Origin of the sequence: Clostridium thermobutyricum (assembly GCF_000371465.1) — a bacterium.
Lineage (GTDB): Bacteria > Bacillota > Clostridia > Clostridiales > Clostridiaceae > Clostridium > Clostridium thermobutyricum.
In genome coordinates this window covers 2,663,493-2,690,040 of the sequence record NZ_KB850956.1, presented here as the reverse complement: position 1 = coordinate 2,690,040, position 26,548 = coordinate 2,663,493, and the positions used below count along the sequence as shown (strand labels likewise).

Here is a 26,548-nt window from a genome sequence, read left to right as displayed (position 1 = left end):
GTTAGAAAGGTATGATAAAAACATGAAGCAATATGCAATTTTAGCAAATCCGGGGCATAATCGCATATATTTTGATACTGCATTAACTATTGCATTTTCAGAATTAAAAGCGATAATATCTTCACATGGAGTGGAAATACAAGAAATATTTGAAGGAGATTTAGGTCTTCCAGCTTGTATTTGCTTTAAAACTGAGAAGGAGTTACAACAAGAAGATTTTAAAAGAATAAGTACAGCATCAATTTTTTATGCACTTTTTAAGGTTGTTGAAGAAGGATTATTAAAGCCTATACCTATAGAAGATTTTAGAAGTTTCCCAGAAAGTATGGTTCAAATATTAAAATATACTGGAAAAACAAATGAACAGTTTACTAGATTAATGGTTAACTTAGCATTAAGTGCTTGTAAAACAGGAAGCAAAAAAATAAGATTAATAGATCCTATGTGTGGAAAAGGAACAACATTATATGAAGGTCTTATTAGAGGATTTGATGTAACTGGAATAGAAATAAATGCACAATGGGCTCAAGAAATTCAAACATATCTTATTAGATATTTAAAAATGGGAAAATATAAACATAAATCTCAAAAAGAAAAAAGATCTGGAGCTAATGGAAAGAAAATTGCAGAATGTTTCATAGTTGATACTGCTAGCAAAAAAGAAGAGTTTATGAAAAATAATACTCAAAACTTCAATTTATTTGTTTCAGATACAAGAAATGCGAAGATTTTAATAAAGAAAAATTCATGTGATATTCTTGTTTCTGATTTACCGTATGGAGTTCAGCATGGAAGTAAAAGTGCTACAGAACAAAGTATGGATAGAAGTCCATTACAACTTTTAAAAGATTGTATACCATCATGGCATTACGTATTAAAAGTTAAAGGCTCATTATGTATATCATTTAATGAATTTACTTTAAAATATACAGATGTAAAAGAAGTTTTGGAAAATAACGGATTTAAAGTTTTAGATGAAGAACCATTTAATAATTATATTCATAGAGTTGATCAATCAATAAATCGTAATTTAATAGTAGCAGTTAAAAATTAAATTTAAAATAAAAAAAGATTCTTTTTAGAATCTTTTTATGGTTGCGGGAGCAGGACTTGAACCTACGACCTTCGGGTTATGAGCCCGACGAGCTACCAACTGCTCCATCCCGCGATATTAAATTTAATTAAAATTGTTTTACCAACTATTGTAAGTATAATACTAATATCATAATAAGTCAATAAATTTTAATAAAAATAAAAAAATAACTTAATATTTTATCAAAAGTACTATTGATTCATAGAATGAATTAATAGTACTTTTTTTGAGGTGAATTATTATAACAATAGATATTTTTGAATCTAAATTAAGATTTTATAATGAATTAAAAAATAGGAACTTGAATGAAAAACTTAATTTTTTAGGAAATAATGTAATATCAGAAGATAAAAAAACTATAGAGGTTGTGAGTATAAGTGGGGAAAATGTGGATAAATTATCACAAATTGTGGATAACTTAGGTGGAACATACGAAGATTTAGGATATGGATATGGAATAATAAATATATCTGTGGATAAGTTGGATAGTCTTATGGAAGTGAAAGAATTTCAATATATAGAATTACCTAAAGTTTTATATACTACTGATTTTTATAGTAATAGAGATATATGTGTGAATCAACTTCAAAGCACTTATTCAACTTATGGAGAAGGAGTTTTAGTTGGATTTATTGATACTGGAATTGATTATAATCATCCTGGATTTAAAAATGAAGATGGAACTACTAGAATAGAGTATATTTGGGATTTGGATCTTAAGAAAGTTTTTAATAAAGAGCAGATAAATGAAGCCCTAAAAGCTCCTGAACCTTTAAGTGTAGTACCCTCTTATGATTTGATAGGTCATGGGACTCATGTTGCTGGAATTGCATGTGCAGGAGGTAAAATACCAAGAGATAGATATGGAGTTGCATCTAAAGCATCTATTGCAATGGTTAAAGCTACAAGGGGAAGGTTTAGTATAAGTACACAAATTATGAGAGGAATTAAATTTTTAGTTGATAAATCCAGAGAATTAAATATGCCTCTTGCAATAAATATAAGTTTAAGTACAAATGATGGAGCTCATAATGGAAGTTCACTTTTAGAAAAATATATTCAAACAGTTTGTGATTTAGAAAGAGTAACTATAGTAATAGCAGCAGGAAATGAAGGAGCTGCATCACATCATGTTGGAGGAGAGTTAAGAGAAGAACAAAATATAGATATTAATGTTGAATTAGGAGAAAAATCTTTAAATTTATCATTGTTCTTAAGTGTTTTAAGTAGAATTAGTATTCAAATTACAAATCCAGCAGCTAAAACTACTGGAGAATTTACATTAAGACAAGGATTTAATGAATTTGGGTTAGATGGAGATAGAGTACTTTTTTATGTTTCAGGACCTAAGCCTTTTGATTTAACAGGAGAAATATTAATAAGTTTAGTTGCAAGGGGAGAGGAATTAATTTCTGGAACATGGGTGTTAAAAATAAAAAGTTTAAATAAATATACAGGAAGATATGATATTTGGCTTCCTATTTCAGAAGGATTAAATCCTAATACAAAGTTTTTGAATCCAACTTTATTCAATACTTTAGGAATACCAGCTACAGTTAGTAATGTTATATCAGTTGGAAGTTATAATAATGTAACAAATAATATTTCTCCTTTTAGTGGGAGAGGACAATTATTTTCTAATGGAAATATAAAACCAGAACTTATAGCACCGGGAGAAAATATAACATCTTTGTCACCAGGAGGATTTGATACAAAAACAGGAACATCTATGGCAACACCACATGTTACTGGAGTAGTAGCTCTTTTTATGGAATGGGGAATAGTAAAAGGAAATGATAAATTTTTATTTGGTGAAAGGCTTAAAAATTATTTAGTAAGAGGAGCAAAAAGAGATAGGCCAGATGAAATATATCCAAATCCAATATGGGGATATGGAACTTTGTGTGCATATAATTCTTTAGAAATTTTAAGAGAGGAATTAAATATACCTATGGTAGGAAATAGAATAAATAGAGCAAGAAGAATAATAGAATATTATGGAGATATAACTTCAAGAATAGCAAATTTTCCAGAAGCTACAGTTATTATATTAGATGAGAGAACTGCTGTTATAGAAGCGCCATATAATGTTCTAGTTGAAATATTAAAAAATGTAAGTGAAATAGTTTATGTTGAATCATCTCCAGTATATACTTTGAATTTATTATCTCCAGTAGAAGCATCTGGAGCTAATTTATTTCATAACAATCCATATCTTTCTTTGACAGGAAGAGGAGTATTAGTAGGAATAATTGATAGTGGAATTGACTATCTAAATAAAGAATTTATGATAGAAGATGATACTACTAGAATTGTTTCTTTATGGGATCAAACTGTATCTGGAAATCCAGTAACTTGGCATGATTATGGAAGAGTATTTGAAGAAAATGAGATAAATGAAGCTATAAAATTAAGTCTTAGTGGAGGAGATCCTTATACTATAGTAAATTCAAAAGATGAAATTGGTCATGGAACTATGGTTGCAGGATTAGTAGGAGCAAGAGGAATAAATCCAGAGTTAATAGGAGCAGCACCAGATTGTGAATTTATAATAGTTAAGTTAAAAGAGGCATCACCTGGTTATTTATCAGAAGCAGGAGTTACAATTGAAGGAAGAGGAAGATATGAGAATGCAGATATTGTATTAGGAATAAGACATATAATTGAAGTAGCTAGGCAAAAACTTATGCCATTAATATTATATATTCCACTTGGAACATCAATGGGCTCACATGATGGACATACAATTATAGAAAGATATATTGATGATCTTTCTAAAAGAAGAGGAGTTGTTATTGTAACATGTACTGGAAATGAAGGAGATTCAGATATTCATACAGAAGGAACTTTGACTGGAAATGGAGATATAAAAACAATAGAGTTAGTTGCAGATAAAAATCAAACAAATTTAAATTTTGAAATTTGGTTTAGAAAACCAGATAAAGTAGCATTATCAATAATATCTCCATCAGGAGAAGTAATAGAAAAAATACCAGCTAGATTAAATCAAATAGAAGAGATAAGATTTGTTTTTGAAAAAACTATAATGTATGTGCAATATTTAATACCTGAGGAAATAACAGGAGATGAAGCTATAAGAATTAAAATTAAAGATTTGAAGGAAGGAATTTGGCAATTTAGATTAATAGGTGATTATATTATTGATGGAAGATATAATGCTTGGTTGCCTCAAAGACAGCTTATATCTCCAGGAACAAAATTCTTAAATTCGAGTCAATATATAACACTAAATATGCCATCTACAGCAGAGAGTACTATTGTTGCTGCATATTATAATCAAAATAATATGGCCACTGTTGGTAAATCAGGAAGGGGATTTACTAGAGATGGAAGAATAAAGCCAGATATAGCTGCTGGAGGAGTTGATGCATTAACAATTACACCAGGAGGAGGAACTCAAATATCCAGTGGTTCATCAGTTGCAGGAGCAGTTTTAGCAGGATGTTGTGCTTTATTAATGCAATGGGGAATTGTAGAGGATAATGATCCTACTATGTATTCTGTAAAGATGAAAGCTTACATTATAAGAGGAGCTAAAATGAGAGAAGGAGATATATATCCTAATAGAGAATGGGGATATGGAATGCTAGATATTAAAGGGGTTTTTGATAGTATGAGAGCAAGTAATACAAGAGGCAACTATCAAGAATATGATGTTAATGGATTATTTGTTAGAAAACTAAAGAATTAAAGAACAAATAATTTAAAGTGGAATAGATTGATTATAAGAGAAATATTAAGGAGTTATATTATGGCTGAAAAAGGAAGATTAAGAATTCAGTGTTTTCAATATCGAAATTTTATACCAATAGATGGTTGCAAGGCTACTATAACAGCTGTAGATCAAACAGGTTTACAAAGGAAACGTTCTAAGAGAGTAACTGAAGTAATATTGCAAACAGATTCTTCTGGTTTAACTGAAACTATAGAATTAGATGCACCACCAAGAGCTAATTCAGAATCTCCATCTGGTGAAAATCCATATAGTTTATACAATATAAGAATTGAAAAAGAAGGTTTTAGAGACTTTGTTATTGATGGATGTCAGGTATTTGCTGATGAAACTGCATATCAACCAGCCCATTTAGAAGAAGAGGAAAAGATAAGTGTTAGACCAGAAGTAATAACAGTACAACCAAATAGGCTTAATGGAGATTTCCCAGATAAAATTCCAGAAGAGGAAACTAAGCCACTACCACCACCTTCTAGTGGAGTTGTACTTCCAAATCCAGTAGTTCCAGAGTTTATTACAGTACATGAAGGTGCGCCAGCTTCTTCAGGGAGAAATCATACAATTTTATACAGAGATTATATAAAAAATGTAGCTTCAAGTGAAATTTATTCAACTTGGCCAAGAAGTGCATTAGAGGCAAATATTTTTTGTATAATATCATTTACGTTAAATAGAATATATACAGAATGGTATAGGTCAAGAGGATATAATTTTGATATAACTAATTCAACTGCATTTGACCAAGCCTTTTCTTATGGAAGAAACACATATGATAATATTAATGTTATTGTTGATGAGATATTTTCAACTTATATAAAGAGAATAGGTAGAAAACAACCACTTTTTTCACAATATTGTAATGGAACAACAGTTACATGCCCAAATTGGCTTAGTCAATGGGGAAGTAAGTATTTAGGAGATCAAGGTAGAAATGCCATAGATATTTTAAAATATTATTATGGAAGTAATATTGAACTTACTACAGCACCTGAAGTTAAAGGAAGTCCTAAATCATATCCAGGATTTTCTCTGACAATAGGATCTAAAGGAAATCCAGTTAGAAGTACACAGGAATTTTTAAATAGGATTTCAATTAACTATCCTTTAATTCCTAAAGTAGCAGTAGATGGAATATATGGACCAAAATCAGCACAACAGGTTAAAGTATTCCAAAGTATTTTTGGATTACCTCAAACTGGTGTAGTAGATTATAAAACTTGGTATAAGATTTCTGCCATTTATACTGGAGTTACTAAAATTGCAGAACTTAATTAATAAAGAATAAAGCAGTACTAAAGTACTGCTTTATTTTACTTTAAATTATTTTTATTTTTAATATAGTATTTCACACAACAAAAAACAAATATTAAGCTTAACATTCCAAAGATAGGATATAATGTTGAAATTAATTTACCAAATCCTATAAGAGAAATAGGGAAAGCAATTAATAAAACTAAAATAACACTTTTCTTAAATGGAATTTTAAAGGTGTGTTCTAAAGTTCTGCTTATTGAATATACATCTGAAACTTCTGTAGAGAACATTTCCATAAGAATAACTATAAGTAATAATGCTTGTATTATAGTTCCAAATCTTTTAGATACAAAAAGTAATGGAACTTCATATTCAAAAATATAAGGAACATTTACAGTAAGTAAAAAGTTAATCATTAAAGATAATAATGTAAGGCCTACTGCCCCAACAATTACACCTTTTTTCATAATTTTATTGTTTTTAACGCTAGTACATAACGGAACTAGAACACCACAACAACAAAAAACATTATACCCTGCATATAGAATAGTTGAAATTGCTAAATTGCCTTCTTTTTTAGCAAAACTTCCTAATATTTGAGTGAAGTCTATTGTATCCATACATAAGAATAAATATAAACCTGTGATTGTAACTATTGTAAAAATTAATGTTGGAACTATAAAAGAATTTATTTCTATTAATCCTTCAGTCCCACGATATAGAAAAAATATTGCAATAGCAATCATTAAAAATGTACCAACAATCTTAGGAATTCCTGAAAATTGATGAATTAAAGCTCCGCTTCCAGCGAGTATTATAGATGCACTTGAGATAAGATAAAAAGTCATAGTTACACCAGTTATTTTACCAAAAAAATTTGGGCTTATAACATTTATAAAATCACTATAAGAGTTGAGATTTTTATGACTACTTATCTTAATTATAATTGAGGTTATTATAATATAAAAAATCCCGCATAGAACTATAAATATAAAGCTTAGTGGACCGAAAGATGTGAAGAAATGAGTTATTTCTTGGCCTGAAGCTAGTCCTGCACCTACTATAGTTCCAATAAAAACAGCGGCAATCTGAAAAATTTTAGAAAAATATTTTAGCATAAAAACTCCTTTAAAAAAAATTAGTATTCTTAACAATATATAAGTAAATTTACTGAAATATTCTAACAATAGTGAATAAGAGGGGTATTATAAGGAAAACTAATTTTGATAGTTTAGATAGGAGGAAATCAAATGAGGAAAAATTTAATAATAGTATTATTAATTTTTGTAGTAATTTTATTTGGATGTCAAAAAGAAAATAGAGATATAAAGATATTTAATTCTGATGTGGCAAGACAAAAAGCTTTAGAATATATGTTTAAGATGAAAATAGGAGATATAGAAGGCGCAAACGAAATATCAACAAAAGAACTTGCAACTAAAGAAGATTTAGGAAACAACGAAATGAGTGTAGTGTCATATACAGTAGATAGAATATCAGAGTTAAAAGATGGTGCATATGTTGAAATGAAAGTTGTAAAAACTCAAGGTGAAGGAGCAAAGTGCACATTAGACAAATGGGTATTAAAAGTTGAAAAAGAGTCTCAAAGTTATAAAATATCTGAAATTAAAAGTACTAATAAACAACAAGTAGTTTCTGATGGAAATTCATTAGATATTATAGATGCCGAAGCATCTTATAAAGAAAAAATAACTAATCTTAATGATTTACCAGATACATTATATCCTAAAGGGCAAGAACCTATGATTGATGTACAACAGATACCGAAACAAAGTTATCAGACTGTTGGGATAAGTCTAGATTCAAATAAAATAGCTTTTAGTACAACAGATGGTAAAAATTGTTTTATTGCTGTTGCTTTAATGGAACACGCAAGACCAGCTGCTGCTTCAGGAGGAGGTCAACAAATAGCGCCAAGAGATTTGGAAAAAATACTTGAAAAGCCATTAGCTCAAAAGATAGTATATTGTGATATATTACCTAATGCAAAAATATCAAATTTTGTGTTTACAGAAGAATCTAATGCACTTATTGTTCAATATATTGAAGGTAATAATTCAAAAGGTCTAAAAATTTATACTATGCCTGGAGGAGATTTATTAGATTTAAAACTTGATAAGATATTTCCTTTAGATAAATATAATGTAGAGTATGTTGCGTCAGTAAAATCAAATATTTTAATAAATGTTAAAAAGAAAGAAGGAGTCAATGGTATTAATCAAAATATTCTAGGAGAATATATAGTGGATGTAGAAAAAGAAGAGGTAGATAAATTATAATTAAAAATTCATTTGTTGGTTAGTAATTAATAGTTGTGTTATAGTATAAGAAAATAATTTATAAATTGGAGGCAAAAATGGCTAAAGAATGGAATGGCAAGAGATATCATAATTTAAACCATTTTTTAAGAGAAAAATTTGGTGAAAAAGTATTTAAAATTTCTTTAGATGGTGGTTTCACTTGCCCAAATAGAGATGGAAAAGTAGCAAAAGGAGGATGCACTTTCTGTAGTGAAAGAGGGTCAGGAGATTTTGCTGGGAATAGAGAAATATCTATAACAAAACAATTTATTGATGTTAAGGACATGATGAATAAAAAATGGAAGCAAGGAAAATATATTGCTTATTTCCAAGCTTATACAAATACATATGCACCAATAGATGAACTTAAAAGAAAATATGAAGAGGCTATTAATCAAGAAGGTGTTGTGGCACTTGCAATAGCAACAAGACCAGATTGTTTAGGGGAAGATGTTCTAGACTTAATAGAAGAAATGAATAAAAAGCTTTATGTATGGATAGAGATAGGACTTCAAACAGTTTCAGATAAAACAGGAAGAAAGATAAATAGAGGATATGATACTTCTGTATATATTGATGCAATTGAAAGACTAAAAAAGAGAAAAATTGATTTTGTAACTCACTGTATATTTGGTCTTCCGGGAGAAACTCAAGAAGATATGCTTAAAACAGTAGAATTTGTAGCTCATACAGGTTCTACAGGAGTTAAATTTCACTTACTTCACCTTATGGAAGGAACACCACTTGTAAGTCTATATGAAAAAGGTGGATTAAAACTTATGGAACAAGATGAGTATATTGATACTCTTTGTAAGGCTATAACAATGATTCCAGAAGAAATGGTTGTTCATAGATTAACTGGAGATGCTCCAAGAGATCTTTTAATAGGACCTATGTGGAGCCTTAAAAAATGGGAAGTTCTAAATGCAATAGATAAAGCATTTGTAGATAATGATATATATCAAGGAAAAAACTTTAAATAAATTAAAAAGGCAACTTAACTTTAAATTATAAAGTTAAGTTGCTTTTTTATAAGTTAATTATTTTAGTATATAATTTAGTTATATTAAGTTTATAAGATTTATAATAGAGGTTATAAATTTTAATGAATATATTGATTTGAAAAATAAGGAGTAATTATGTAATGAAGATAGATGTGATAATAACACCAGAATATATAGATAGAGAATATATAAAGGGAAAAAATGTTGTTGTAATAGATATGTTAAGAGCTACAACAGTAATGGTAACAGCTATAGGAAATGGGTGTAAGGAAGTAATACCATTCTTAACTGTAGAAGAAGTATTAGAAAAAGCAAAAGAGATAGGTAGAGAAAATTGTATCTTAGGTGGAGAGCGTAATGCTGAAAAAATAGAAGGATTTGATTTAAGTAATTCACCTCTTGAATATACTAAAGAAGTAGTTGAAGGAAAAACTATTTTAATTACAACAAGTAATGGAACAAAAGCGTTAACAAAATCAGTAGGAGCAAAAAGAATATTTGTTGGATGTGTATTAAATGGGAAAGCTATTGCAAAAAAATTAGCTGAAATAAATGAAGATATAATAATATTAAACTCTGGTACTAATGGAGAATTTACTATAGATGATTTCATATGCACAGGATATATAATAGATGAGATAAGTAAGATAACAAATAAAATAGAACTTACTGATATAAGTAAAACTGCTCAATATATTTATGAGCAAAATAAAGATTTAGAAGGTTTTATTTCTAAAGCAAAGCATTATGGAAGAATGAAAGAATTAGATTTAATGCCTGATGTTGAACATGCAATGAAAAAAGATTTTACAAATTTAGTGCCAGAATATAAAGATAACCATATAATTGTAGAATAAAAAAATAAATGGATGTAATTTTGATATTACATCCATTTATTTTTAATAAGTTTCTTTAAATACTTCAAAGAATTTTTGTGGATGTTTACAAGAAGGACAAGCCTTAGGAGCTTCGGGACCTTCATATATAAATCCACAGATACCACATTTCCAAAGAGTTTCTTTATCATCTTTTTTAAATACAGTACCATTTTTTATATTATCAGCAAGTTTTCTAAATCTATTTTCATGAGCAACTTCAGCTTGGGCAACCATTCTAAAGCAAGTAGCTATTTCAGGGAACCCTTCTTCATCTGCTATATCTGCAAAAACTGGATAAAGATTTGAGTTTTCATTATGTTCTCCATCAGCAGCAAAACGTAAGTTTATTTCTGTAGTTTCTGGTAATTCTACAGGATAGTCAGCTTCTACTTTTAGTTGTACTCCTTGAAAATCTTTTTCAAGAAACTTGTAAAATCTTTTTGCGTGTGCAGCTTCATTATCAGCAGTTTCTAAAAAAATTTCTTCAATTTGAGGATAATTTTCCTTATTAGCTTTACTAGCAAAATAAGTATATCTATTTCTAGCTTGAGCTTCACCAGCAAATGCTTTCATTAAATTTTCAGCAGTTCTAGTATTTTTTAATGATTTCATAATATACCTCCTAAATAAGTTATCATGAAATAGTATTTACTAAAACTATATAAATTATTTAAGCCGAACTTTGGAATTTAATACCTCTAAAAATTTTATATTAAACTACTTGGAAAACGAAGAACTTTAAGTAATATGATTCGTCAGAATTCCATAAAATTGGGTGGTCACAAGATTGAGTTCTAAATTCAATTTGTCTAAGACTTCTATGCGCATCATGTGCAGCTTCAGCTATAGTTTTTCTTAAAAGATCTTCAGCCATATAATGAGAACATGAACATGTTACAAAATATCCACCCTCTTTAACCATTTTTATTCCTCTAAGATTTATTTCTTTATAGCCTCTCTTAGCTCCATTTATTGTTCCTCTTGATTTTGTAAAAGCAGGAGGGTCAAGTATAACAACATCAAATTTTATTCCTTCTCTTGACCAATCAGCAAGTACATCAAAAGCGTTATGGCATTCAAACTTAACAGTATCTTGAAGATTATTTAATTCAGCATTTCTAGTTGCACAATCAACTGCATGTTGTGATACATCTATCCCAAGAACAGATTTTGCTCCTGCAATACCAGCATTAAGTGCAAATGAACCAGTATGAGTAAAGCAATCTAAAACTTCTTTATCTTTACAAATTCTGTGGATTGCAGCTCTATTTTCTTTTTGGTCTAAGAAGAATCCTGTTTTTTGACCATTTTCTAAGTCAACTATATATTTAACACCATTTTCTATTATTTGAACATTTGTATCAAATTCTTCTGTTAAGAATCCTTTAGTTTGCTCTAAACCTTCTATTTCACGAGTTTTAATATCACTTCTTTCATAAACTCCTTTAGCTCCAAAGTCTTCTACAAGAACTTGAACAATTATATCTCTAAATTGGTCCATTCCTAAAGTTGATATTTGAATAACATAATAGTCTTCAAATTTATCAACTGTTAATCCAGGTAAAAAGTCAGCTTCTCCAAATATTAATCTGCAAGAAGAAGTATCTATGACAGTTTTTCTATATTCCCATGCTGCCTTAAATTTTCTTCTAAAGAATTCTTTATTTATTTCTTCATTTATGTCTCTAGTCATAATTCTTATTGCTATTTTACTAGCATCATTTATGTACCCTTTACCTATAAAGTAATGTTTATGATTATAAACTTCAACTATATCTCCGTTTTTATATTCTCCCTCATATTCTTTAATTTCATCTGTATAAATCCAAGGTCTTCCTTGTTCTGCTTTAGCTTTTTTACTTAATTTTTCAAGATAGAATTTACTAGCCATTAGATTAGCTCCCTTCAAAATAATTCTTTTACGATTATAACATAAAGTTATAAATTAAAAATCTATAGACAAGGTAAAAAATAAAAATTTAAGACTAGAATAAGATTTGACATAAGATATATAATGTATTTACAAAGAGAATAAATAACATGGAGGATAAAAGGATGAAAAGTTTATTTTTGACAGAAGAGGCTAATAGATGTTTATTATGCAAAAAGCCAAGATGTAAAGAAGCATGTCCTATAAATACATCAATTCCTGAAGTAATAAGCTTATATAGAGAAGATAAGTTTGAGGAAGCAGGAAAAATGCTATTTGAAAATAACCCATTATCAGCAGTATGTGCAATAGTTTGCCCTCATGAGGAACAATGTGCTGGAAGTTGTATAAGAGGTATAAAAGGAGAGCCAATACATTTCTATGAAATAGAAGAAGAAGTGTCAGGAAAATATTTAGAAACTTTAAATTTAGAAAAAGGACAAGGTAATAGAGATAGAATTGCTATAGTAGGTGGAGGACCAGCTGGGATAACAATAGCATTTATTCTTGCACAAAAAGGATTTAAAGTTACTATATTTGAAGCTCATGAAAAAATAGGTGGAGTTTTAAGATATGGTATACCAGAATATAGATTACCAAATTCAATGATTGATAGTATTTCAAATAAACTAGTTCAATTAGGAGTACAAATAAGACCTAACATAATGATAGGTCCAGTTATAACACTTGATAGACTTATAGAAGATGGATATAAAGCTGTTTTTATTGGAACTGGAGTATGGAATGCTAAGAAATTAAATATAAAAGGTGAAACATTAGGAAATGTTCATTATGCAATAGATTATTTAAAAGCACCAGAAGTTTATAATTTAGGAAAAACAGTTTGTGTTATAGGAGCAGGAAATGTTGCTATGGATGCAGCTAGAGTTGCTAAGAGAAGTGGAGCAGAGCATGTTTATGTTGTTTATAGAAAAGGCTTTGAACAAATGACAGCAACTAATAAAGAAATTGAAGAAGCAAAAGAAGATGGTGTAGAATTTGATTTATTTAAAGCACCTATAGAAATCCTTGAAGATGGAATAAAAGTTGTAAAAACAGAAAATATCGAAGTAGATGGGAAAATACAAACTAAAATGTTAGATGAAGAATCTTTCATAAAATGTGATACTACAATAATAGCTATAAGCCAAGAGCCAAGAAATACAATAGCTTCAAGAGATAAAGAGTTAGAGACAAATAAATGGGGTCTTGTAGTAACTGATGAAGAAGGAAGAACAACTAAAAAAGGTGTTTTTGCTTCAGGAGATGTTGTTACAGGAGCTAAGACTGTAGTACATGCAGTAAATCATGCAAAAACTGTTGCTAATGCAATAGAAAAATATTGTGAAGAAAATTAATAAGTTAAAAATAATATTTTTAGTCTGTGGATAAAAAAGGTTTTTCTCAATTTGAGAAAAATCTTTTTTTAATTATATTTTTTATTTATTATAAAAATTATACTCTAATTATTTAAAATTGGTATATAATAACAATAAATACATAATAGAAAAATTAATTTTAAGAATATGTTACGTTATTATAAAAACTACTTTATGGGGGATAAAATGAAATGTATTTGGTGTGGTAAAAGGTTAGATAATGATGGGATAGAAAAAAACATTTATTATAGAGAACTTAATATGGATGAAAGTTTTCATTTTTGTTGTGAAAATTGCAAAAAAGATTTTATTAGATATTTAAATGATGTAGAAAAAAATAAGAATAAGTTTTTGATAGGATTATTTGGATTAGTTTTTATTTATGTTGTATTAAATATCATTGTGTCAATATTAAAATTTGAAATTTTATCTAAAGGTATATTAATAGCTTTTGGATGTTTATTTGGAATATTACTTATAAGATGTCCATATGGAACTCCAGAGACTAATAAATGGATTGGAATAAAAAATACTATAAAAGTGATTAGAGTAATGTCTATTTTTATAATTTTATCAAGTATTATATTTGGATTAATAATGTAACTGAATAGTTTAAAAAATAATAAAAAAACCCGAACTTAAAAAGTTCGGGTTTATTTTTATTTGAAATCACCATTTTCCTTGTATTCATCAATTAAATCATGTATTTTATATACGCATCTAGCACCACCACAACATCCTGTTGCAGCACCAGTGGCTTTTTTTACTTCATCTAATGATAAAGCACCGTTTCTTATTGCTTCTTTAACTTTGGCTCTAGAAACTACTTTACATACACATGTTTTAGTTAATTTATCTAAGACTTCTTTTTGTATATTATTATTTTCCAAGACACAATTCCTCCTTAGCATAAAATATTTATATCTAATCTTTAAAAATCTATTTGATAGTTTAATTAAATCATTTTAAAAAATAAAAATCAATACTAATTAATAATTTTTATTAGTTAAAACAATAAAGTTTTGTAATTGAAATAAATTTATAAAAATATTAAATTAAATAATATTATAGTCAATTGACTTTTATATATGCGTAATATATAATATTTTTTAAAAAGACAATGATTAGGAAAAGTAGTTGTTTACTGTATTTTAAGAGAGTGCTTGTCTGGTGTAAAAGCATAATACATTTCAATGAAAATCACCTAGGAGTTGGTGGCTGAAAGGAAAATTCTTATTAAGCTTACACGTAATCTCGCGTTAAGAGATAGGATATGATAGTATCTGAATTTAAATCAATATATGTTTTCAGGAAAAACTGAATTTAAGTGTATTGATATTTCACCATGGGTGGTTTAACGAGTATATTTTCTCGTCCTGTTTAGTAGGGCGGGTTTTTTTATTTTATAGAAAAATTTTAAAATATAAATTTTAATTATGGAAGGAGTTTTGACATGTATAAAAAAGTAGAACTTACAAGTGGTTTTGTAGGTATGGAAAAAGAAATCATGGAGAACGTTTGGAAAGCAAGAAACGTTATTCAAAAAAGCTTTGACATGAATCAAGATGGAGAGTATTTTACATTTTATGATGGACCTCCAACAGCAAATGGAAAACCTCACGTAGGACATATTCTTACAAGAGTTATGAAGGATATTATCCCAAGATATAAAGTTATGAAGGGATATAAAGTTATAAGAAAAGCAGGTTGGGATACTCATGGTCTTCCAGTTGAACTTGAAATTGAAAAAAAACTTGGAATTTCAGGAAAAGAACAAATTGAAGAATATGGTGTTGAAAAATTCGTACATGAATGTAAAGATAGTGTTTTCACATATGTTAACATGTGGGAAAAAATGACTAATCAAATTGGTTATTGGGTTGATATGGATAATCCTTATGTAACTTATCATAATCCATACATAGAATCAGTATGGTGGGCTTTAAAACAAATGTGGGATAAAGATTTATTATACAAAGGTCATAAAGTTATGCCTTATTGTCCAAGATGTGGAACTGCTCTTTCATCACACGAAGTATCACAAGGATATAAAGATGTAAAAGATTTAACTGCAATTGCTAAATTCAAAGTTGTAGGAGAAGAAAATAAATATTTCTTAGCTTGGACAACAACTCCTTGGACATTACCTTCAAACGTGGCTTTATGTGTAAATCAAGCTTATACTTATTGTGAAGCTAAGCTTGAAGATGAAACTTATATTTTAGCTAAAGACTTAGTTGAAAAAGTATTAGGAGAAGAAGCTGAAATAATTAAAGAGTTTAAAGGTTCAGAAATCTTAGGAATGAAATATGAGCAATTATTACAATTCCACAAGCCAGAAGGAAAAGCTTTTGAAGTTATCCATGGTGATTATGTAACATTATCAGATGGTACTGGTATAGTTCATATAGCTCCAGCTTATGGGGAAGATGATAGCTTTGTTGCTAAGAAAAATGGAATGGCGTTTATAAACTTAGTTGATACAGAAGGAAACTTTACAGAAGAAGTTACTCCTTGGGCTGGTAAATTTGTTAAAAAATGCGATCAACAAATTTGTGATTATTTAAAAGAAAATAATAAGTTATTTAAAGCAGAAAAACACACTCACTCATATCCACATTGTTGGAGATGTAATACACCACTTCTTTATTATCCAAAAGATAGCTGGTTTGTTGCAATGACAACTTTAAGAGATAAATTATTAGCTAACAATGATAAAATAAATTGGTTACCAGATAATATTAAATCAGGAAGATTCGGAAAATTCCTTGAAAATGTTATTGATTGGGGTATTTCAAGAGATAGATATTGGGGAACTCCACTTCCAATTTGGGAATGTGAATGCGGACATAGAGAATGTATTGGAAGCATTGAAGAGTTAAAACAAAAAGGAATAAATGTACCAGAAGATATTGAACTTCATAAGCCATTTATAGATAAAGTACATTTACATTGTGAAAAATGTGGAAAGGAAATGAAGAGAACTCATGAAGTTATTGACTGTTGGTTCGATTCAGGATCAATGCCATTTGCACAACTTCACTATCCATTTGAAAATAAAGAATTATTTGATAAAAACTATCCAGCACAATTTATTTCAGAAGCTGTTGACCAAACTAGAGGATGGTTCTATACTTTACTTGCAATTTCAACTGCAATATTTGATAGAAATCCATTTGAAAATTGTATCGTTTTAGGTCATGTTCTTGATAAAAAAGGCTTAAAAATGAGTAAATCAAAAGGTAATGTTGTAGATCCATTTGAAGTATTAGATAGCCAAGGAGCTGATGCTACAAGATGGCATTTCTATACTGCAAGTGCACCATGGTTACCAACTAGATTCTCAATAGATGATGTTGCAGAAGCAGGAAGAAAGTTCTTAGGAACTTTATGGAATGTATATTCATTCTATGTTTTATATGCAGATTTAGATAAATTCAATCCTAATAAGTATGCAGATTTCGTATCAGAAAATGTAATGGATAAATGGATATTATCAAAATTAAATACATTAATTAAAACTGTGGAAGAAGGTCTTGATAATTACTCAATTACAAATTCAGCATTAGCTATAGAAGAATTTACTGATGAATTATCAAATTGGTATGTAAGAAGAAATAGATCAAGATTCTGGTCAGCAGAATTAACTGATGATAAGATAGGAGCTTATGTAACTTTAAATAAAGTTCTTGTAACTTTATCTAAGATTGCAGCACCATTTGTTCCTTTCATAACAGAAGAAATTTATCAAAACTTAGTAGTTAATATGGATGAAAATGCTATAGAAAGTATTCACTTATGTCCATGGCCACAAGCTAATGAAGAAGAAATAGATAAAGATTTAGAAAAGCAAATGGATTTAGCTTACACTATTGTTAAACTTGGAAGAAGTGCTAGAAATGGAGCTAATGTTAAGAATAGACAGCCACTTTCAAAAATCTTAGTATCAACATCTTCATTACCTGAATATTATGGAGATATTATAGCTAATGAGTTAAATATTAAAGAAATTGAATTTGGATCAGACTTATCTAAATATGTTAACTTTGAAATTAAGCCAAATTTACCTGTGCTTGGAAGAGCTTATGGTAAATTAATACCAGGAATAAGAAAAGAAATAGCAGCTAGAAATCAAATGGATTTAGCTCAAAAAATTCAAAGAGGCGAAGTTGAAATTATAAATGTTGATGGAACTGAAATTGAATTAAATGCTCAAAGTTTACTTGTTACAATGCAAGGTCTTGAAGGATTTGCATTTGCTGGTGAAGGAGATACAGGAGTAGTTCTTGATACTCATATAACTGATGAGTTAAAAGAAGAAGGTCATGTAAGAGAAATGATTTCAAAAATCCAAAATATGAGAAAAGAAAAAGGATTTGAAGTTGCTGATAACATAGAATTATTTGTTGCTGATAATGATATGTTAATCGAAGTTATTAAGAAATTCCAAGATACAATTAAGAAGGAAACTTTAACTAAAGAAATATTCTACAATACTGATTCAGATTATACTGAAGTAACAATTAACGGTGAAAAGTTAAACATGAATGTTAAAGTAGTAAAATAAATTTAATTTAGAGGTCTTAAAATTTAAGACCTCTAAATTTTTGGATAAAACACTTTGATTTACAAAAATTTCAATATATAATATAAATTAAGAGATGATTTGATAGAAAATAAGAAAGAATATTAAAATAAATGTATTGTTGTGTGTAAAAAATGTAAAAAGTGTAAACAATGAAAGTAAAAACTTGCAATAAATTTTAAAGGTGAGTATAATAAATAAATTAATAAGGACGTAGGAGGTAAATAGATATGGCTACATCTATTAAAGACGTTGCTAGAGAGGCTGGAGTTTCAATTGCTACAGTTTCTAGAGTTTTAAATGATATAGACGTTGTAAACGAAGATACTAAAAAGAAAGTATTAGATGCAATTAAAAAATTAGGATATAGACCAAATATCGTTGCAAGAAGTTTAAAAACTCAAAGAACAAAGACTATAGGAATTCTTATACCGGACATTTCAAGCCAGTTTTATCCTGAAATAGTAAGAGGAGCAGAAGATGTTTCAAACATTTATGACTACAATATAATTTTAGGAAACTCAGACTTTGATATTCAAAAAGAAAAAGAATATTTAAGAGTTTTAAAAGAGAAAATGGTTGATGGAGTTATATATATGAGTAGTTCTCTTCAAGAAGAAATTCTTGATTTAATTAATGAACTAGATATAACAACTGTTTTAGTTGAAACTGAAGATAAGAATGGTAAACTACCAAGTGTAACTATTGATAACGTTAAAGCTGGATATGAAGGAACTAGGTATCTTTTAGATAAAGGTTTCAAAAACATAGCTTTTGTAGGAGCAAAAAAAGATGGGAAAAATGCTTGGAATGATAGATACATAGGATATGAAAAAGCTTTAAAAGAAGCTAATTTAGAAATAGATAAAGAATTATTATATCTTTCAAACTTAAAAGCTAAAAATGGTGTAACAGCAGTAGAAAGCTTTATAGAATCAGGTAAGAAAATTGATGCTGTAGTTTGTGCTACAGATGAATTAGCAATGGGTGTTATAAATGGATTTAGAAATCACAATATTTCTGTACCAGATGAAGTAAGTGTTTTAGGATTTAATAATAACTATGTAGGGGAAATATTCTATCCTAAATTAACAACAGTAGCTCAACCAAGTTATGATATGGGATCAGTTGCTATGAGAATGCTTATAAAACTTTTAAATAAACAAGAGTTAGAGGAAGCAAACTTTATATTACCTCATACTATAATAGATAGAGAAAGTGTTAAATAGATATAATAAAAGGTATCAATTTTTGATACCTTTTATTTTTTTATTTTATTAGTGAATTGGAAATTAATTTTAAATATAAATAATTAAAAAACTTAGAATAAAATATGAATGTTTGTTATAATTAGTATTGGAATTTAAGGAAGAGGGGGATGAGGAATGACAAAAGAAAATAAACTTGGGACTGAAAAGGTATCAAAACTTCTTATAAGTTTTTCTGTTCCAGCTATAATTGGAATGCTAGTTAATACTTTATACAATATAATTGATAGAATGTATATTGGAAATATTGAAGGTGTGGGTAAACTTGCAATAACAGGAGTAGGTATAACAATGCCTATAATGACAATAATATTAGCATTTGGGATGTTAGTTGGAATAGGGACAGCTTCAAGAATCTCTATTTTTTTAGGAAAAGGAGATAAAGAGACAGCTGAGAAGCATATAGGGAATGCCTTTGTTTTAATTATAATTTTTAGTATATTAATAACAATTATAGGATTAGCTTTTCTAGATAAAATCTTAGTTGTTTTTGGAGCTAGTAGTAGTACTGAGATATATGCTAGACAATATATGCAGATAATATTTGCAGGAACTATTGTAAGTATGTTAAGCTTTGGCTTAAATCATTCTATAAGAAGTGATGGAAGTCCTAAAATAGCAATGTTATCTATGCTTATAGGGGCTATAATAAATATAATTTTAGATCCAATATTAATATTCATATTTAATTTAGGAGTTAGAGGGGCAGCCATTGCAACAGTAATTTCTCAATTTGTAGCAACTATATGGATATTATATTATTTTACAAAAGGGCAAAGCTCAATAAAGCTTAAAAAAGAAAACTTTAAATTAAAAAAGTATATTGTACTTAGTATATTTTCTATAGGAATTAGTCCTTGTAGTATGCAAATAGCAGCATGTATTGTACAAGTAATAGCAAATAATTCTCTAAAACACTATGGAGGGGATTTAGCAATTGGTGCTATGACTATAGTTCAAAGTATAGGAATGATATTCTTAACACCTATATTTGGATTAAATCAAGGATCACAGCCTATTATAGGATATAATTTTGGTGCTAAAAAGTATAAGAGAGTAAAAACAACTGTGTTTTATGGAGCTATAACTGCAACTATAATAGTTACAATAGGATGGCTAGTAGTTCAATTAGCACCACAATTACTTATAAAAATATTTAACAATGATCCAGAGCTTTTAGAAATTGCTAAGAATGGATTAAGAATTTATCTTTTATTTATACCAGTTATAGGATTACAAATAATAAGTTCTAATTATTTTCAATCAGTTGGAAAAGCTAAAATATCTATGTTTTTAAGTCTTTTAAGACAAGTTATATTATTAATACCATTTATGATTATATTACCTAGAATATTTGGGTTAAATGGAATATGGATGGCTGGAGCTATAAGTGACTTATTATCTGCCATAATAACTTGTTGTATATTTTATAACTCTTTAAAAAAGTTAAATAAAGAAAATGATAATATTCAAAAAGAGATAGAAGTTAATGTGTAAATTAAAAGTATATTATAAATTGTAAAATTGAGAATTAAATGAAGTGGTACTTAAATATATTTTAGTACCACTTTAATTTTTAATTTTAAAAATTTTATGGGAAATTAAGTACAATAAAGAAATTAAGAGAAAATTAAAGAGTTATTATATTAAAATAGGAAATTTAAAAATTAGAACTATGAGCAAAGAAGAATTTGAATAAGAAAATTTTGGTAATAAAATTATGAATGAAATATTAGAAGAATAAGTTTATAAAAGAGATGATGAAAATCATCTCTTTTATTGTAACTGAGGTTACAATAAAAAATATTAAGTAATGATATAATTTAAGAGTATTAGTAGAAAATAAATTTTAAGATAGATATTAAGGCGAAAGGGTAAGGTAAAATTAAATGGAAAATAATAAAATGCCAAATGTACCATTTATGGTTAGTGGAACTCATGGTGGTAATTTGCAAAAAGTAAGAGATGGAAGAAGAACATTTGGAATAACTCCTCATATACCAGGAGGATTTATTAAAATAGAAGAATTAGAAAGAATAACAGCTGTTGCAAAAAAGTATAATGGTGTTATAAAAATAACTTCAGGACAAAGATTACTTATCACAAATCTTAAAGGTGAAGATTTACCACAAATATGGGAAGAGCTTCAAATGGAACCAGCAGTAAAAGGTCAAAATACAGTTAAGAATGTAGAAATGTGTCCAGCAGGATTTTGTAAAAGATCAAAATATAATACTATAGGAATGGGAATGAAATTATCTAAAAAATATCAATGGATGCCTATGCCTTGTAGAACTAAAATTGGAGTAGCAGGATGTAGAAATGCTTGTTCAAGTATTTATGCAAAAGATGTTGGAATAATTGCTGATGTAACTGGAATGATGGTTGTTGCAGGTGGTTCAGCAGGATATAATCCAAGAGTTGCAGATATAATAATCCAAGATATAAGTGAACAAGAAGCTATGAGAATAGTAGATAATATTTTAGCTTATTATAGTGAAAATGCAGAGCCAGGTGAAAAGCTAGGATTTTTTATAGATAGAATTGGATTAGATAAATTTAAAGAAGATGTTTTATAAATAAAATAACTAAAGGAACTGTAGTAATACAGTTCCTTTTATAAATTAAAGTATACCTTCACTTTTTAGTAGATCTTCTAATTTTTGAAGTCTTTCACTTAATGTCATAAATTTTTCTTTTAAAGTATCTTTTGATACTCCATCCTCATCAATAACTCTCTCTAAATCTTCAACTGTCTTTAAAGCTTCATCAATATCTTGTTGAGCTAATTTAATGTTTGATTCTTTCATAAGTAAAACTCCTTTATACATTTACATATTGTTTATATATTTAATACTAGCACTAATAAAAGTTAAGTTCAATGAATATATTTAATTGTTAGTATTACTTAAATGGAGGATTTATGATTAATTATATTTGGTTTGCAATGATTTTTTTAGGAATAATAGTAGCACTTTTTACTGGAAATGCAGATAAAGTAACACAAGCTATTGTTGTAGGAAGTGATAGTACTGTTAAATTTGTAATTGGGCTTGTAGGAATAATGTGTTTTTGGTGTGGTGTAATGAAAGTGGCTGAAAAGAGTGGATTAACAGCTATATTAGCAAAAATATTAAGACCAATTTTAAAAATTTTATTTAAAGAAGCAGCAAAAGATGAAAAAGCACTTGGAGCAATAGTTATGAACTTAACTGCAAATATGTTTGGATTATCAAATGCGGCTACTCCTTTTGGAATAAAAGCTATGGAAGAAATGGATAGACTAAATAAAGAAAAAGGAACAGCTTCTAATGATATGGCTTTATTTCTGGTCTTAAATGCAGCTTGTATTCAATTGGTTCCAACAACAATACTTTCTATAAGAGCTTCTGAAGGTTCAACAAATGCAGGAGCAATAATACTCCCAGCCATAATTTCTACTTCAGTAGCAGCTATTGTTGGAGTAACTTGCTGCAAAATATTACAGAGGTATTTTTAGGGGAGGCTTTTTATGTTTGGATATATTACAAAAAGTATAATTCCTATAATAGTTCTTATTATTTTAGTTTATGGAATGATAAAAGGAAGAAAAGTTTACGAATGGTTTCTTGAAGGTGCGAAAGATGGACTTAAAGTTTGTTTAAATATATTTCCATGCCTTTTAGCTATGATTATAGCAGTGCAAATATTTAAAAGTGGAAATTTATTAGAACTTTTAAATAAAATTTTATCTCCAATTGCTTCTTTAATTGGATTACCAGAAGAGATTATACCTCTTGTTTTAATAAAACCCATTTCAGGAAGCGGAGCAATTGGAATCTTTACTGACATAATAAGAAGTTATGGACCAGATTCCTTGATTGGAAATTTATCTTCCGTAATTATGGGGACAACTGAAACTATCTTTTATACAATAACAGTTTATTTTGGGGCTGTTAGAGTAAAAAAAATAAGACATACTCTTTGGAGTGCTGTTTTTGCAGATATGGCAGCTATTTTTGCAGCTATAACTGTAGTTAAGTTGATGTTAACTTAATTGATTGTTAATAATTAGTTAAAAGATAAAAGATACCGTTTAATAAAGTTGGAAATAATGATAATATATATTGAAATATCACCTTAATTAAAAGGAGTGTAACATATGATAAAAATTGAAGGGGTTAGTAAAAATTACGGAAGAGGAAATGCTGTAAGTAATCTAAATATTGAAATAAAAGATGGAGAGATATTTGGTTTATTAGGACCAAATGGAGCAGGAAAAACTACTACAATAAAGATGATTACTGGTATAACAGAGCCAACAGAAGGGCGAGTGGAGATTAATGGCTATGATATATGTAAAAATCCTTTAGAAGCAAAGCTTCAATTTGGATATGTTCCTGATAGTCCAGATATGTTTTTAAAATTTACTGGAATGGAATATATAAATTTTATGGCTGATGTTTATAGAGTATCTAAAAAAGATAGAGAAATTAGAATAAAAGAGCTTTCAAATAAATTTGGAATGGAGAATGCTTTAGGAGATACTATTAAAAGCTATTCTCATGGAATGAGACAAAAGGTTGTTATTATGGGAGTTTTAGTTCATAATCCAAAAGCTTGGATTTTAGATGAACCTTTAACAGGATTAGACCCTAAATCTGCTTTTATACTTAAAGGAATGATGAGAGAGCATGCAGATATGGGAAATGCAGTTCTTTTTTCAACTCATGTATTAGAAGTAGCAGAAAAAGTTTGTGATAGAGTTGGTATTATAAAAAAAGGTGAATTGATTTTTGTTGGAACTTTAGATGAGCTTAGAGAAGAATTCAAAGCTGATAGTTCACTTGAAAGAATGTTCTTGGAGATGACAGATGATGAGGAATATTAGGCTTTTATTAAGATATTCATTTAAAGGACAAAGAACAAAAGGAAAATTCCAAATGCCAACTCCAGTTAGAAGTTTAATCTTTGCAATAGTTATACTTTGTTTATCAGGTGGGGTTGCAGGCGCAGTTGCAAGTGCTTATGGAATTTTAGAAAAGTTAGGTAAACAAGAGCTTTTATTATATTTTATATTGGCATTAGGAAGTGGGATTACATTTGTAATTGGATTATTTAGTGTATTAAATAACTTCTTTTTAGCTGAAGATAATGAAATCTATATTTCACTTCCTTTTAGAGCTAGTGAGATAGTTATAAGTAAACTAATAAGAATTTTAATTTATTTATATATATATTCACTTATTATAGTTTTACCTCTTATAGCTTATGGAACAGTATCAAATTCTAATCCTATTTATTATATATTTGTTGCTTTGGCTTATATTTTTAATCCTATAATACCTATGATTATTGGATTTATAATCTCAACTATTTTAATGAGTATATCAAATCTTTCAAAACACAAAGATGTTATAAAAGTTATTTTTTCAATTTTACTTATAGTATTTATAATATTAATTAATTTACTTTTTCAAGGAAATAGAATTGGAATAAGAACAGCTAATGCAATAGTAGGAAAAGAGTCTTTATTAAAATTAATAAGTTCAATATTTATAAATAATAAATTAGAAGTAATGGCTTTATCTAATCCAGGAAGTTCAACAGGATATATAAATATGGGAATAGTATTATTAATTGTAATCATATTATTTGCATTATTATATTTTGTTTCAGAAAAATTATATTTAAAAAGCTTAAAAGGGTTTGGAGATATTAGTTCTAATAAAGAAAAAGTAAAAGTGGCAAAAGTGAAAAGTTCATCAGTACTTAAAGCTTTGGTTATTAAAGAAATTAAAATTATTTTTAGAAATCCAACTTTCTTTTTAAATTGTGTAGTCATGTTATTTTATATACCAGTATTATATATGATTATATTATTTTCAAATGGGGCTAATGATTTAAATTGGAGTTTAGGATATTTAATAATTGGAGGAACACCATTAGTTATAGGAGTTGGAATGTCAAGTGGGTCAGCAGGTAGTACTGCCTTAAGTAGAGAAGGAAATAATTTTATAGTTTCTAAATATATACCTGTAAGTTATAAAACTCAACTTTTAGCAAAAATAATTTCTGCATTTACTATAAATTCACTAATTTTAATAATTGGGATTGGTTTGCTTGCAATTGAAAAAGTTAGATTAGAAATTTTTATATTAAGTTTAATAATTCAAATACTAACTTGTTTTTTAATAACGGTTATTGGAATTTTATGTGATTATATATCACCTAAAATAATATGGCAAACTGAAAAGAATCTTTATAAAGGAAATTTTAAAAGCTTAGGAAATATAATAATTTCAGTAATATTTGGAGGAATTCTATTGGGATTTGCTCTTTTGACTAAGAGTATTTTTTTAACTTTTATAGTTAATTTCCTATTATTAGTAATAAGTATAATCATAGTTTTATTTATTTTGAATAAAAAAGTAGTAAAAACATATAATTTGTTATAATTCAAAGAAAGTCTAAATAATTTGATAAATTATCAATTATTTAGGCTTTTATTTTTTATATTAATTGAAAAAAATATTAATATAAATTAATTTTATATTAATAATAATTTATTTATGGTAAAATATTCAATAAGGGTAAATGGAAGGCATTTTAAGAGGGGGTATGATTTATGGAAGAAGAAAAATTTTTTATTGTAAATGGAGCTGTATTACCTGATGTTTTTTATAAAGTATTAGAGGTTAAAGAGCTTATTCATACAGGAAAGGTAAAAGACATTTCAGAAGGAGTAAAGGTAGTTGGAATAAGCAGAAGTACTTATTATAAATATAAAGATACTGTTTATCAAATGGCTGAAGGAGTTAATAGTAAAAAGATAACTATAGTTTTACTTTTATCACATAAATCAGGAGCATTAGCAAGAGTATTAGACTTTATTGCAACAAATAAGTTAAATATATTAACAATTAGTCAAGATATACCTATAAACATGACAGCTAATGTTACAATAACATTAGATGTTGCTAAAATAAAAGGCGATGTTAAAAAATTCTTGTATAAGATAAGTGAAATAGATGAAGTAATAAAAGTAAGAGTACTGGCAGTAGAGTAATTGTTTTATATCAAAAGATAAAGTGTAAAAAATA

General features: G+C 28.0%; 22 protein-coding genes and 1 tRNA gene. 17 read left to right on the top strand and 6 right to left on the bottom strand.

Features of this window, described 5'->3' with window-relative positions:
• Positions 1 to 22 precede the first annotated feature (22 nt).
• Positions 23 to 1,054, top strand: a complete 1,032-nt coding sequence (locus HMPREF1092_RS12610) for a TRM11 family SAM-dependent methyltransferase (RefSeq protein WP_002599054.1) — start codon at positions 23 to 25, stop codon at positions 1,052 to 1,054.
• Positions 1,055 to 1,092: 38 nt separating this feature from the next.
• Here the strand turns inward: HMPREF1092_RS12610 and HMPREF1092_RS12605 are convergent.
• A tRNA-Met gene (locus tag HMPREF1092_RS12605) sits at positions 1,093 to 1,168 on the bottom strand.
• A 226-nt stretch (positions 1,169 to 1,394) separates the two neighbouring features.
• Here HMPREF1092_RS12605 and HMPREF1092_RS12600 point away from each other — a divergent pair.
• Together HMPREF1092_RS12600 and HMPREF1092_RS12595 are read left to right on the top strand one after the other, a co-directional pair.
• A complete protein-coding gene (locus HMPREF1092_RS12600) occupies positions 1,395 to 4,805 on the top strand; it encodes a S8 family serine peptidase (RefSeq protein ID WP_002599053.1) in 3,411 nt (1,136 codons plus the stop codon).
• A 60-nt stretch (positions 4,806 to 4,865) separates the two neighbouring features.
• Positions 4,866 to 6,122 carry a peptidoglycan-binding protein gene (locus tag HMPREF1092_RS12595; RefSeq protein ID WP_002599052.1) on the top strand — a complete coding sequence of 419 codons (1,257 nt, stop codon included), beginning with the start codon at positions 4,866 to 4,868 and terminating at the stop codon, positions 6,120 to 6,122.
• Positions 6,123 to 6,157: 35 nt separating this feature from the next.
• Here the strand turns inward: HMPREF1092_RS12595 and HMPREF1092_RS12590 are convergent, their stop codons facing one another.
• Positions 6,158 to 7,219 (bottom strand): YkvI family membrane protein, encoded by a 1,062-nt coding sequence (locus HMPREF1092_RS12590; RefSeq protein ID WP_002599051.1) that lies wholly within the window; start codon positions 7,217 to 7,219, stop codon positions 6,158 to 6,160.
• Positions 7,220 to 7,351: 132 nt separating this feature from the next.
• On the opposite strand from HMPREF1092_RS12590, the gene HMPREF1092_RS12585 reads away from it, so the two are divergent.
• The 3 genes from HMPREF1092_RS12585 to HMPREF1092_RS12575 all read left to right on the top strand — a co-directional run bounded on the left by HMPREF1092_RS12585 (position 7,352) and on the right by HMPREF1092_RS12575 (position 10,283).
• The gene (locus HMPREF1092_RS12585; protein WP_002599050.1) at positions 7,352 to 8,401 is read left to right on the top strand and encodes a hypothetical protein; all 1,050 of its coding nucleotides are present in this window, start codon (positions 7,352 to 7,354) and stop codon (positions 8,399 to 8,401) included.
• 77 nt (positions 8,402 to 8,478) lie between these two features.
• Positions 8,479 to 9,405, top strand: coding sequence for a tRNA modification radical SAM protein MnmL/YtqA (gene mnmL / locus HMPREF1092_RS12580; RefSeq protein WP_002599049.1), 927 nt, complete (start codon positions 8,479 to 8,481; stop codon positions 9,403 to 9,405).
• A gap of 161 nt (positions 9,406 to 9,566) precedes the next feature.
• Positions 9,567 to 10,283 carry a 2-phosphosulfolactate phosphatase family protein gene (locus tag HMPREF1092_RS12575; RefSeq protein WP_002599048.1) on the top strand — a complete coding sequence of 239 codons (717 nt, stop codon included), beginning with the start codon at positions 9,567 to 9,569 and terminating at the stop codon, positions 10,281 to 10,283.
• 42 nt (positions 10,284 to 10,325) lie between these two features.
• Here HMPREF1092_RS12575 and rbr read toward each other — a convergent pair whose 3' ends face one another.
• The gene (gene rbr / locus HMPREF1092_RS12570) at positions 10,326 to 10,916 is read right to left on the bottom strand and encodes a rubrerythrin (RefSeq protein ID WP_002599047.1); all 591 of its coding nucleotides are present in this window, start codon (positions 10,914 to 10,916) and stop codon (positions 10,326 to 10,328) included.
• Between the two features lie 100 nt (positions 10,917 to 11,016).
• Positions 11,017 to 12,195: a class I SAM-dependent rRNA methyltransferase gene (locus tag HMPREF1092_RS12565; RefSeq protein WP_002599046.1), complete on the bottom strand. Its 1,179-nt coding sequence runs from the start codon at positions 12,193 to 12,195 to the stop codon at positions 11,017 to 11,019.
• Between the two features lie 164 nt (positions 12,196 to 12,359).
• Here HMPREF1092_RS12565 and HMPREF1092_RS12560 point away from each other — a divergent pair, with 164 nt between their 5' ends.
• Both HMPREF1092_RS12560 and HMPREF1092_RS12555 read left to right on the top strand, forming a co-directional pair.
• Positions 12,360 to 13,592 carry an NAD(P)-dependent oxidoreductase gene (locus HMPREF1092_RS12560; RefSeq protein WP_002599045.1) on the top strand — a complete coding sequence of 411 codons (1,233 nt, stop codon included), beginning with the start codon at positions 12,360 to 12,362 and terminating at the stop codon, positions 13,590 to 13,592.
• Between the two features lie 207 nt (positions 13,593 to 13,799).
• Positions 13,800 to 14,216 carry a hypothetical protein gene (locus tag HMPREF1092_RS12555; protein ID WP_002599044.1) on the top strand — a complete coding sequence of 139 codons (417 nt, stop codon included), beginning with the start codon at positions 13,800 to 13,802 and terminating at the stop codon, positions 14,214 to 14,216.
• A gap of 56 nt (positions 14,217 to 14,272) precedes the next feature.
• Here HMPREF1092_RS12555 and HMPREF1092_RS12550 read toward each other — a convergent pair whose 3' ends face one another.
• Entirely contained in the window at positions 14,273 to 14,524 is a 252-nt protein-coding gene (locus HMPREF1092_RS12550; protein WP_040413727.1) for a (2Fe-2S)-binding protein, read from the bottom strand.
• Between the two features lie 542 nt (positions 14,525 to 15,066).
• Between HMPREF1092_RS12550 and ileS the strand changes: the two genes are divergently transcribed.
• The 4 genes from ileS to HMPREF1092_RS12530 all read left to right on the top strand — a co-directional run bounded on the left by ileS (position 15,067) and on the right by HMPREF1092_RS12530 (position 22,045).
• Positions 15,067 to 18,180, top strand: a complete 3,114-nt coding sequence (gene ileS, locus HMPREF1092_RS12545) for an isoleucine--tRNA ligase (protein ID WP_002599042.1) — start codon at positions 15,067 to 15,069, stop codon at positions 18,178 to 18,180.
• A gap of 248 nt (positions 18,181 to 18,428) precedes the next feature.
• On the top strand, positions 18,429 to 19,427 hold the full coding sequence (locus HMPREF1092_RS12540) for a LacI family DNA-binding transcriptional regulator (protein ID WP_002599041.1): 999 nt from the start codon (positions 18,429 to 18,431) through the stop codon (positions 19,425 to 19,427).
• Between the two features lie 156 nt (positions 19,428 to 19,583).
• The gene (locus HMPREF1092_RS12535) at positions 19,584 to 20,963 is read left to right on the top strand and encodes an MATE family efflux transporter (protein WP_002599040.1); all 1,380 of its coding nucleotides are present in this window, start codon (positions 19,584 to 19,586) and stop codon (positions 20,961 to 20,963) included.
• Between the two features lie 392 nt (positions 20,964 to 21,355).
• Positions 21,356 to 22,045 carry a nitrite/sulfite reductase domain-containing protein gene (locus HMPREF1092_RS12530; protein ID WP_002599039.1) on the top strand — a complete coding sequence of 230 codons (690 nt, stop codon included), beginning with the start codon at positions 21,356 to 21,358 and terminating at the stop codon, positions 22,043 to 22,045.
• Positions 22,046 to 22,090: 45 nt separating this feature from the next.
• On the opposite strand, the gene HMPREF1092_RS12525 is transcribed toward HMPREF1092_RS12530, so the two are convergent.
• A complete protein-coding gene (locus HMPREF1092_RS12525) occupies positions 22,091 to 22,276 on the bottom strand; it encodes a hypothetical protein (protein ID WP_002599038.1) in 186 nt (61 codons plus the stop codon).
• 113 nt (positions 22,277 to 22,389) lie between these two features.
• Here HMPREF1092_RS12525 and HMPREF1092_RS12520 point away from each other — a divergent pair, with 113 nt between their 5' ends.
• The 5 genes from HMPREF1092_RS12520 to HMPREF1092_RS12500 all read left to right on the top strand — a co-directional run bounded on the left by HMPREF1092_RS12520 (position 22,390) and on the right by HMPREF1092_RS12500 (position 26,514).
• Positions 22,390 to 22,965 (top strand): nucleoside recognition domain-containing protein, encoded by a 576-nt coding sequence (locus HMPREF1092_RS12520; RefSeq protein WP_002599037.1) that lies wholly within the window; start codon positions 22,390 to 22,392, stop codon positions 22,963 to 22,965.
• Between the two features lie 12 nt (positions 22,966 to 22,977).
• Entirely contained in the window at positions 22,978 to 23,502 is a 525-nt protein-coding gene (locus HMPREF1092_RS12515; RefSeq protein WP_002599036.1) for a spore maturation protein, read from the top strand.
• A gap of 105 nt (positions 23,503 to 23,607) precedes the next feature.
• Positions 23,608 to 24,336 carry an ABC transporter ATP-binding protein gene (locus tag HMPREF1092_RS12510; RefSeq protein ID WP_002599035.1) on the top strand — a complete coding sequence of 243 codons (729 nt, stop codon included), beginning with the start codon at positions 23,608 to 23,610 and terminating at the stop codon, positions 24,334 to 24,336.
• Positions 24,320 to 25,903 carry a putative ABC transporter permease subunit gene (locus tag HMPREF1092_RS12505; RefSeq protein ID WP_002599034.1) on the top strand — a complete coding sequence of 528 codons (1,584 nt, stop codon included), beginning with the start codon at positions 24,320 to 24,322 and terminating at the stop codon, positions 25,901 to 25,903. Before HMPREF1092_RS12510 ends, HMPREF1092_RS12505 begins: the two co-directional genes overlap by 17 nt.
• 170 nt (positions 25,904 to 26,073) lie before the next feature.
• The gene (locus HMPREF1092_RS12500; RefSeq protein WP_002599033.1) at positions 26,074 to 26,514 is read left to right on the top strand and encodes an ACT domain-containing protein; all 441 of its coding nucleotides are present in this window, start codon (positions 26,074 to 26,076) and stop codon (positions 26,512 to 26,514) included.
• The last annotated feature ends 34 nt before the right edge of the window (positions 26,515 to 26,548 follow it).

Excerpts from the sequence above, each read along its gene's own strand:
- HMPREF1092_RS12500 (WP_002599033.1), top strand. The coding sequence starts at position 26,074 with ATGGAAGAAGAAAAATTTTTTATTGTAAATGGAGCTGTATTACCTGAT.
- ileS (WP_002599042.1), top strand. The coding sequence starts at position 15,067 with ATGTATAAAAAAGTAGAACTTACAAGTGGTTTTGTAGGTATGGAAAAA.
- HMPREF1092_RS12585 (WP_002599050.1), top strand. The coding sequence starts at position 7,352 with ATGAGGAAAAATTTAATAATAGTATTATTAATTTTTGTAGTAATTTTA.
- HMPREF1092_RS12590 (WP_002599051.1), bottom strand. The coding sequence starts at position 7,219 with ATGCTAAAATATTTTTCTAAAATTTTTCAGATTGCCGCTGTTTTTATT.
- HMPREF1092_RS12515 (WP_002599036.1), top strand. The coding sequence starts at position 22,978 with ATGTTTGGATATATTACAAAAAGTATAATTCCTATAATAGTTCTTATT.
- HMPREF1092_RS12560 (WP_002599045.1), top strand. The coding sequence starts at position 12,360 with ATGAAAAGTTTATTTTTGACAGAAGAGGCTAATAGATGTTTATTATGC.
- HMPREF1092_RS12550 (WP_040413727.1), bottom strand. The coding sequence starts at position 14,524 with ATGCTAAGGAGGAATTGTGTCTTGGAAAATAATAATATACAAAAAGAA.
- HMPREF1092_RS12555 (WP_002599044.1), top strand. The coding sequence starts at position 13,800 with ATGAAATGTATTTGGTGTGGTAAAAGGTTAGATAATGATGGGATAGAA.
- HMPREF1092_RS12510 (WP_002599035.1), top strand. The coding sequence starts at position 23,608 with ATGATAAAAATTGAAGGGGTTAGTAAAAATTACGGAAGAGGAAATGCT.
- HMPREF1092_RS12505 (WP_002599034.1), top strand. The coding sequence starts at position 24,320 with ATGATGAGGAATATTAGGCTTTTATTAAGATATTCATTTAAAGGACAA.
- HMPREF1092_RS12540 (WP_002599041.1), top strand. The coding sequence starts at position 18,429 with ATGGCTACATCTATTAAAGACGTTGCTAGAGAGGCTGGAGTTTCAATT.
- HMPREF1092_RS12565 (WP_002599046.1), bottom strand. The coding sequence starts at position 12,195 with ATGGCTAGTAAATTCTATCTTGAAAAATTAAGTAAAAAAGCTAAAGCA.
- HMPREF1092_RS12530 (WP_002599039.1), top strand. The coding sequence starts at position 21,356 with ATGGAAAATAATAAAATGCCAAATGTACCATTTATGGTTAGTGGAACT.
- HMPREF1092_RS12535 (WP_002599040.1), top strand. The coding sequence starts at position 19,584 with ATGACAAAAGAAAATAAACTTGGGACTGAAAAGGTATCAAAACTTCTT.
- HMPREF1092_RS12525 (WP_002599038.1), bottom strand. The coding sequence starts at position 22,276 with ATGAAAGAATCAAACATTAAATTAGCTCAACAAGATATTGATGAAGCT.
- mnmL (WP_002599049.1), top strand. The coding sequence starts at position 8,479 with ATGGCTAAAGAATGGAATGGCAAGAGATATCATAATTTAAACCATTTT.
- HMPREF1092_RS12575 (WP_002599048.1), top strand. The coding sequence starts at position 9,567 with ATGAAGATAGATGTGATAATAACACCAGAATATATAGATAGAGAATAT.
- rbr (WP_002599047.1), bottom strand. The coding sequence starts at position 10,916 with ATGAAATCATTAAAAAATACTAGAACTGCTGAAAATTTAATGAAAGCA.
- HMPREF1092_RS12595 (WP_002599052.1), top strand. The coding sequence starts at position 4,866 with ATGGCTGAAAAAGGAAGATTAAGAATTCAGTGTTTTCAATATCGAAAT.
- HMPREF1092_RS12610 (WP_002599054.1), top strand. The coding sequence starts at position 23 with ATGAAGCAATATGCAATTTTAGCAAATCCGGGGCATAATCGCATATAT.
- HMPREF1092_RS12520 (WP_002599037.1), top strand. The coding sequence starts at position 22,390 with ATGATTAATTATATTTGGTTTGCAATGATTTTTTTAGGAATAATAGTA.